Source organism: Nostoc sp. JL31 (assembly GCF_017114965.1).
In the GTDB taxonomy this organism is placed as follows: Bacteria; Cyanobacteriota; Cyanobacteriia; order Cyanobacteriales; family Nostocaceae; genus Nostoc; species Nostoc punctiforme_A.
Genome location: NZ_JABXKO010000004.1, coordinates 1 through 5,843, shown reverse-complemented (window position 1 = coordinate 5,843; position 5,843 = coordinate 1). Strand labels below are relative to the sequence as shown.

Here is a 5,843-nt window from a genome sequence, read left to right as displayed (position 1 = left end):
TGGAGGTTAGCGGACTCGAACCGCTGACATCCTGCTTGCAAAGCAGGCGCTCTACCAACTGAGCTAAACCCCCATAAAATTAAAATAGTAGATAACTTTGATTACCGTTGTTATTCTAACTTATATTGTTCTATTACCAAAGGGATGAAGCCAGAAAATATTCAAGTTGTTGCAGCACTGTATAAATTTGTTAAGCTGCCAGATTTTGCCGATAAACGAGATCCTCTGCTGTCTTACTGCCAAGCACAAGGTGTCAAGGGGACGATTTTGCTAGCACTTGAAGGGATTAACGGTACAATTGCCGGTTCGCGTCAGGCCATTGACTCAGTTCTCTGGTTTCTACGTTCTGATCCCCGTTTAGCAGACTTAGAATCCAAAGAGTCCTATACCGAAACCCCACCCTTTGAGCGGATGAAGGTGCGGTTGAAGCAAGAAATTGTTACTTTGGGGTTGCCAGAAATTGACCCTAGTGAGCAAGTTGGTATCTATGTCAATCCTCAAAAATGGAATGATTTAATTTCCAATCCAGAAGTAATTGTGATTGACACCCGCAATGATTATGAGGTGAATATCGGTACTTTCCAAGGGGCAGAAAATCCCCAAACTGAATCATTCCGCGAATTTCCTGATTATGTGAGCCACCATCTTGACCCAACTAAACACAAAAAGGTTGCTCTCTTTTGTACAGGCGGCATTCGCTGTGAAAAAGCTTCATCCTTCATGCTTGCTCAAGGCTTTGCAGAAGTTTATCATCTCAAGGGCGGTATTCTTAAGTATTTACAGGAAGTTCCAGCACAAGAAAGTTTATGGGAAGGAGAATGTTTTGTTTTTGATGAGCGGGTAGCCGTTAGTCATGGGTTGGAGAAAGGAAGTTATGAGTTGTGCCTCTGTTGTGGGCGTCCGATTTCAGAAGAAGATAAAGTGTCTCCCAAATATGAGCAAGGTATCTCCTGTCCCGATTGTTTTGATAGCCTCACCGAGGAGAAAAGAGCGCGTCAGCAAGAAAAATGCCGCCACTACCGAACCCAAGTTGGCAACAAAAATCAGGATGTGAGTTGAAGAATAATTTATAACTCATGATTCAGAATTTAATGGCAAAATTACTGTAAATTTAGTACCAATTCCAACTTCACTTCTGACACTGATTTTACCCTGATGAGCATCAACGCATCTTTTAACAATTACTAACCCCAATCCAGTACCCTGAATTGATTTGACATTTGAAGCTCGGTAGAATGATTCAAACAGTCGAGCTTGGTCTGGTTCGGGAATACCCATACCTCGATCTTGAATGTAAAAAGTTGCTACTTTCTCAAGTGGGTCACATATTAAATCAAACTGAATCTTGCCACCTTGGGGAGAATATTTAACCGCATTTGAGAGAAGATTTGCAAATAGGTAATGTAAGAGTCCTTCATCCATGACAGCGGACGTATTCTCACTATGACAGGTAAAAACAATTTCACACATACTGCTTTTAACCATCAAAAAATCTTCGAGTAACTCTCGACAAAATTGCTCTAGCTTAAGAGAAGCAGGGTTGAATATGAGTTTTTCTGCTTCTGCTCTACCCATAAACAGTACTTCTTCCATGAGTTGTTCCATAGATTGGACAGCACCTTGAATTCGCTTTAAATATATGCCTCTTTTTGTATCGGTCAAATTTGCTCCTTGCATTTCCATGAGTTCTACTGCGGTTTGAACAACAGTTAGAGGATTACGGAACTCATGAGATACGGTAGAGATAAATAGAGACTTGAGACGGTTAAGTTCTTGCTCCTTCTCTAATGCTTGCTCTAGCAATTTTGTTTGCCGTCGTTCGCTAAGATCCCAAAAAACAACTACTACACCATTTATCTGGTCAGTTCCTCGCTTCAGTGGGGAAGCACTATCGCCAATGGGAACTCTTTTGCCGTTTTTTGTAATCAGAGATGTGAATTCCCCTAAATAAACAACCTGTTGCTCACGCAGGACTTTTGTCACAGGATTTTCTAATGTAGCCTCTGTAACTTCATCGACAATATGAAAAATCTTCGCCGCCTCATTTCCTAAAGCATCTTTTTGCTGCCAACCGGTCAGTGCTTCGGCTGCGGGATTCATGAATGTCATCTTTCCTTGCTCATTAGTAGCGATTACAGCATCACTCATTGAGTTTAAAAGGGTTGCTAACTGATCTCGATTTTCCCGGAGTTCACGTTCTAACTGATGTTTTAAAAGACCGATCTCGATTGCAATTTTTAAATCTTTTGTAGTAAATGGTTTAACTATGTATCCAAAAGGCTGGGTAATTTTGGCTCTTTCTAAAGTATGATCGTCGCCATAAGCGGTTAAATAAATTACAGGTACATCTAACTGCTCGCGAATCTGGCTGGCGGTAGTAATACCGTCCATCTCACCTTTAAGAATAATATCCATTAATACTAGTTCTGGTTGAGTTTCCGATGCTTTGGCAATGGCAACTTTTCCAGATGAAGCTGTCCCCGTAACAATGTATCCTAGCTGACTGAGTTGACTAGCAATAGTTCTAGCCACAATCACTTCATCTTCAACAACTAAAATCCTAGCTTGGCCCATTTGATATTTATTAATGCAAAGTTAACTGCGTAAATTTTATTTTGAATACTGTTCCACGATCGCGTTCTAGAGTAATATCGCCTTCTAGTTGTTCTATAACCAAGTCATGTACTAACGACAGACCCAAAGAATCAGTATTTCTCCAATCTAAATTATCTGGTAAACCAATCCCATTATCTCGGATAGTCATCTCGATACTATTGCCAATATTGTGTAAAGCGATACTGATTTTGCCTACTTGTTGATTGGGAAAAGCGTGTTTTAGAGCATTGGAGATTAATTCGTTAATCACCAATCCACAGGCAATAGCTTGATCGACATTCAAGCTTACTGAATCTATATCAGTTTCTAGAGAAATTTTACCAGGACATATTTGATAGGAAATGAGCAAGCTGGCTGCTAAATTACTGATATAGTCAGCGACATCAATTTGTCCGATATTAGCGGAAGTATATAAATTTTTGTGAATTAGAGATATTGACTCAATTCGATTTTGACTTTCTCGAAGAACTTTGATTATTTCTGGATCTTTGAGCGTTTGAGACTGAAGTTGTAATAAACTGGAGACAATTTGCAAATTATTTTTAACTCGATGATGAACTTCTTTTAAAAGAACTTCTTTTTCAGCTAAAGCAGTTTTTAACTTTATTTGAGCTTTTTGTCTTTGAACAAGTTCAGTTTGAGCTTGCGCTAAGATGCTGGATTGTTGAATTGCGATCGCTAATTGGACTGTCACTTGATCGAGCAAATCTAATTGATTTTCTTCCCAGTCACGAAAACCAGAGCATTGGTGAGCAATCAGTAAACCCCAAATGTGAGAGCCAGGGTTTTGAGAGCTTACTTCTAGTAAAATGGGCACAACTAAATTTGCTTTCACCTCAAATTGTTCTAACAGGCGAATATGGCATTCAGTGAGTCCAGCTTCATAAATATTAGCGATCGCTCGTTTGTGTCCCTGATAATATTCCAATCCTGCACCTGTTTGAAAACACGTATCAGGAATCTCCACACCTAAAGAAACTGTCCATCCAGGTTCCACTGATTCTGCCATAATTGTGCCGATCATCTCTGAGTCAAACTGATAAACTACTACTCGATCAACCCCAAGTAAATCTCCCACTTCCTGAACTGTTGCATTCAGAATATCTTGAAGATTCAAAGATTGACGAATCCGTTGAGCAACAGTTCGTATCAATTGCTCCCGCTCGGCTTGGGCTTTTAGAGCTAGTTCAGTTTGCTTACGTTCTGTGATATCTTGCCCAATACCGATAATTTGACCATTTGAAAGGTAAACATTAGTCCAAGACGTATCCAATAAACGACCATCGCGCACCTGAGTTTTAAAGTCACCCCAATTGCGTTGTGCAGACTGCATATAACTAATTACATACTGTCGATATTCAGGATTAGGGTATAGTGCTTCCAAAACATCACGAGTTTGGAAATCTTGAAATTTCCAACCGAGAATATTTTCCCATTCTTGGTTTACCCACTGGAGTTTACCATTGGCATTGACCAGGGCAATCATCAATGGTATATTCTCAAAAATTATCCGCAAAAACTCATTTTGTTCTTGAAGTTTTGTTTCCGCATTTTTGCGGTCATTAATATCATTAAATACTGTTAAAATGGCTGACTCATTGTTAAAAACTAAATATTGTAAGGAAGCGATCGCCCAAAAATAAGTTCCATCTGCTTTTTTTAATTGCAGTTCATAATTATGAATAAAACCTTGCTGATTAAGAACTTTTAACAGTGCTTCTAAATCTGTCAGATTATGATACAAATCTACAATTTTCTTGCGATTAACTAAATACTCTGGAGAAAACTGAAATGTTTGAAGCAACTCTGTATTAGCGTATAAAATTAACCCATCAGACACACGCGAAATAATGAATGGAACAGGGATAGCTTCAGAAATAACTCGAAATCTAGCTTCACTTTGTTGAAGAGTTCTTTCTATTTGTTTGTGTTCTGTGATATCTCGTATATGAACTAAGCGAGCCTTATAACTGCCATAGTCTATTGTCTGTGTGAAAATTTCAACATCAATAATCTCTCCGTCTTTTCGCTGATGTCGCCATCGCCCAGTAAAGTCTAAGCTAGAGTGCTTTTGTTCTAAATATTCAAGCAAGATAGGCACATCTTCTGAAGGGCGAATGTCAGTTATTCGCATTTGCAAGAACTCTTCTCGTGAGTAGCCGTAGTGAACAACAGCAGCTTCATTTACATCTAAAAATTGCAGATTATTCTGGTTATATACCCACATAGGGTTGGGATTTTTAGAGAAAAGTAAATTAAAACTCCTTTGGCTTTCATTTTCAGGAAATAGCATTAGTGGTTGTGTGATAAAAGTTTTTATTATGTACTAAATTTAATAAGTTTAAATCTGAAACAATTATTATTTTTTTTTGAAAAATTTATTTTTTATGATTCAATATTCTACTGATTCAGAATTCCATGCATAAGCTCTTTGATATTTAGGGATAAAAAACATCAGTCTGTACTCAAAGAGACTTCCCACAGAGGTATATGTCGGTTCAATCCTCATGCAAATTTCGCAGTGTAAAATATGTCTGATAGTTTACACTAAGGAAATATCACTTGCACAGCTTGGGGTAAGATAAAATAGCCTGAAATGCCTACATACTAAAGAATGTGGCAATTTATAATAAAACAACAAATAGCCTTTATTCGCAATAAGCATTATTTAATGATAAAAAAGTGGGTTCAGGCAACTTGTCAGAGCAACAAGCAGTATTTAATCAAGCATTACCATTGTTTAAAAATTATAAAATTGTAGTATTGGGAGAGCGCGAATTTTGTTCATCAAAATCCGCAAACTGCGTCACATAAAAGAAAGTGTACTTTTATTTACGTATAAAAAAGGGTGCTTTTAAAGAAATAGAAAATATCGCAGGGAAATGAAAACGTAAATATTTAGGAGTTGCACCATCGATATGGATGGTTTATCCTCAAATTTAGAATCTATTATCAAAGCCTATAAACAACGATATTGAATAAATAAGATTAATTTTATAGCGCCTAAAATTTTACAAATGGACTGAACTTGCAATTCCTATACATTTAAACATAAACAAAAAGCGCTCTCCTTTTACGGAGAGCGCTTTTTAATTTAGCTAAACTTCAGAATTAACCGTTGATAGCAGGAGCAGTTAAAGCTACAGGAGCAGAATCGCCAGCAGCCAAATCTAGAGGGAAGTTGTGAGCGTTACGCTCGTGCATTACTTCCATACCCAGGTTAGCGC

3 protein-coding genes, 1 tRNA gene and 1 pseudogene are annotated in these 5,843 nt (G+C 37.9%); 1 reads left to right on the top strand and 4 read right to left on the bottom strand.

Going from position 1 to position 5,843, the window contains the following annotated elements; genetic code table 11:
- A tRNA-Ala gene (locus tag HWQ43_RS00070) sits at positions 1-73 on the bottom strand.
- A 71-nt stretch (positions 74-144) separates the two neighbouring features.
- Between HWQ43_RS00070 and HWQ43_RS00065 the strand changes: the two genes are divergently transcribed.
- A complete protein-coding gene (locus HWQ43_RS00065) occupies positions 145-1,059 on the top strand; it encodes a rhodanese-related sulfurtransferase (RefSeq protein ID WP_292728575.1) in 915 nt (304 codons plus the stop codon).
- Between the two features lie 15 nt (positions 1,060-1,074).
- Here the strand turns inward: HWQ43_RS00065 and HWQ43_RS00060 are convergent, their stop codons facing one another.
- The 3 genes and pseudogenes from HWQ43_RS00060 to HWQ43_RS00050 form a co-directional block, all read right to left on the bottom strand.
- The gene (locus HWQ43_RS00060) at positions 1,075-2,574 is read right to left on the bottom strand and encodes an ATP-binding protein (RefSeq protein WP_292728572.1); all 1,500 of its coding nucleotides are present in this window, start codon (positions 2,572-2,574) and stop codon (positions 1,075-1,077) included.
- 10 nt (positions 2,575-2,584) lie between these two features.
- Positions 2,585-4,885, bottom strand: a pseudogene (locus tag HWQ43_RS00055) (PAS domain S-box protein); the annotation flags it as partial.
- 842 nt (positions 4,886-5,727) lie between these two features.
- Positions 5,728-5,843 (bottom strand): photosystem II protein D1 (locus HWQ43_RS00050; protein ID WP_292728576.1); only part of this gene is annotated, 116 nt, incomplete at its 5' end.